The organism is Argonema antarcticum A004/B2, from assembly GCF_023333585.1.
GTDB classification, from domain to species: domain Bacteria; phylum Cyanobacteriota; class Cyanobacteriia; order Cyanobacteriales; family Aerosakkonemataceae; genus Argonema; species Argonema antarcticum.
In genome coordinates this window covers 1-2,109 of sequence record NZ_JAIQZN010000216.1, presented here as the reverse complement: position 1 = coordinate 2,109, position 2,109 = coordinate 1, and the positions used below count along the sequence as shown (strand labels likewise).

2 protein-coding genes are annotated in these 2,109 nt (G+C 43.2%); both read left to right on the top strand.

The window, feature by feature from the left end; translation table 11 throughout:
* A partial coding sequence (locus LAY57_RS35400; protein ID WP_420839198.1) for a nucleotide exchange factor GrpE occupies nt 1-734 on the top strand: 734 nt, incomplete at its 5' end.
* Between the two features lie 551 nt (nt 735-1,285).
* A complete protein-coding gene (locus LAY57_RS35395) occupies nt 1,286-2,014 on the top strand; it encodes a hypothetical protein (RefSeq protein WP_249072147.1) in 729 nt (242 codons plus the stop codon).
* Nucleotides 2,015-2,109: the final 95 nt, after the last annotated feature.

Sequence of the window (2,109 nt, the reverse complement as noted above, 5' to 3'; positions counted from 1 at the left end):
GCAAGAGCATTTCAGCCTCATTCGCGACGGCAAGTAACTCAGTAACCGACGATCGGCTGACAGAACAAGTCTGTCAGCTTCCAGCAGACGCTAAACAAGATTCCCTTCTGCCTTCAATTGTCAAAGTGGAGGAGAGTTTAAATGTAACTTCTGCTGTTCCTTTTCCTGTGACCTCTGCATCCGTTTGCGAGGTTACTCAAGAGAGTAATTCGGCTCAAACCGATGCTAGTACTGGCGTTCAGGAGTCACTAAGGAACGATCTATTCCCGGTTACTACCTCGCAGCGCTTAGTTACTCAGTCGCAATCTGGCTCAATATCCCGTTCTCAGTCGGCTCAAGTTGAAAAATTAACAAAAGAGTGCCTCGTTCTCAAAAGACAGTTAGAACATTCAACAACAGAGGTACGGTTGGATGAGCGTTCCAGGACTTTTCGCCAATTGCAAACATTGTTGATTAACTATTGCAGTGTACGGGCGGCTGTACTGGCCAACCCTCAAGTGCCTGCTTCTAATATAGTTTCCTTATTCACAACGCTGGATAATCTGCTGGCAAGTTGGGATATTGAACCTATAGGTCAAGTTTGGGAACAAGTACCTTACAATCCCCAGCTGCATCAAGCTGATGTAAATGATCTGGCTGAGGGAGAGTTGGTTTTTGTGCGGTTTGTAGGGTATAAGGATGGCGATCGCATTCTTTGTGCTGCGAAGGTCAGTCGCACGCTGCCATTTGGGTAAAACTTTTGAACGAATCGCGGCTGCCTTAAGACTCTGCCATCAACTATCCCTCTTCTGTCACTCTCCGGGAGGCCGATCCCTAGAAGCCTCATGAGGCAATAAATACAAGCTATCCTCATTTTTTCTACTGCAATGGCTATCTCTACTGGCTGGCTGAGGAGTGTGGCTGTTTTGAGTATAGAAGCTACTATACTCTATTTTCTCCTCTTTGGCTCTATCCCTGGTTAGGCTTACTCCCTGTTTGAATTTATCTAGGCATAACCAAAAACAAAAATTATGTAGGTGATTAAACGGAGCTGATATAATTTAAAACTGTGGAAAATTTACGCAGAATTTCGGAAGCGAAACATTTGAATTTAGATTATAACAAAAATTGCCGCCTTACTCAAAATTACTGGGTTACAAAAGCGTGCAGCTACTGGAAATCTGAGTTTAAGTCCAAAGAAAATTGAAAAATTTGGATGAGTTAGCACGACTCAGTTATCTGGCAAAAAGCTACGCTAAAGGGCACGTTATCAGCTCGAATTTTAAACATTCATCAGGGAAAGTCTATGAATCAAACTTTAGTCCTCCAAGAGTTCGCGATCGTCATCGCCGCCAAAAATCACAACCTGACCATTTTAAACCCTGATTTCTTGAAATACAGTGGCATCGTCCCGACCGACTGGGAGTTAGCTCGTCCCCCAGTCTACACCAACCGTGTGGCTCAGGTTACTTTTGCTAATGGCATTAGTATTATAGCTGAACCCAATCGAGTGATATTTTTAGAAGCAATTGCTGAGAAGACAACAGCAGAACTAGCTACACCAAACATTGCTCGCAAGTACATACAGACGCTGCCAAACATAGAATACCAGGGTATAGGTCTCAATCCTAGAGACTATATTTCCTTTGAGTCACAGCAATTATCAGCCCGCAAATACCTAACTGAAACACTTTTTTCCCCCAGTTTTTGGCATGAAGAAGGCACTGCACCCGTGGGAGTTACAGTTAACTTTACTTACACCCTGGAACGGAGTTCCTTGAATCTGAGTGTCAATGAGGTATCTATGCGGTTTGAAGATCGAAAAACCGTCCCTGTTATCTTATTTTCGGGCAATTTTAGCTACGATATCCCGACTGAGACTGGTGAAGAACGCTTAAAGAGTTTCTACCGAGTTCTTGATAATTGGCAAGCCGATCTGGAGATTTACAAAAACATCGTTAATACAAAGTTTTTGGCAAAAGCTACTGAAAAAGCGGCTGACGTTCCAGAAGAGGTGCCAATAATTGCCAGTTAGCTTGTCTAACGCTATCTAATACAGCGGTTCCCGCTGTTATGAGGTACAGTAGCAGCAATTAGCAAACCAATTTCTTAAATGTTGAGGATTCATTA

What these genes read in the sequence shown, in the direction of transcription:
- LAY57_RS35395 (WP_249072147.1), top strand. Translation starts at nt 1,286, where the DNA reads ATGAATCAAACTTTAGTCCTCCAAGAGTTCGCGATCGTCATCGCCGCC.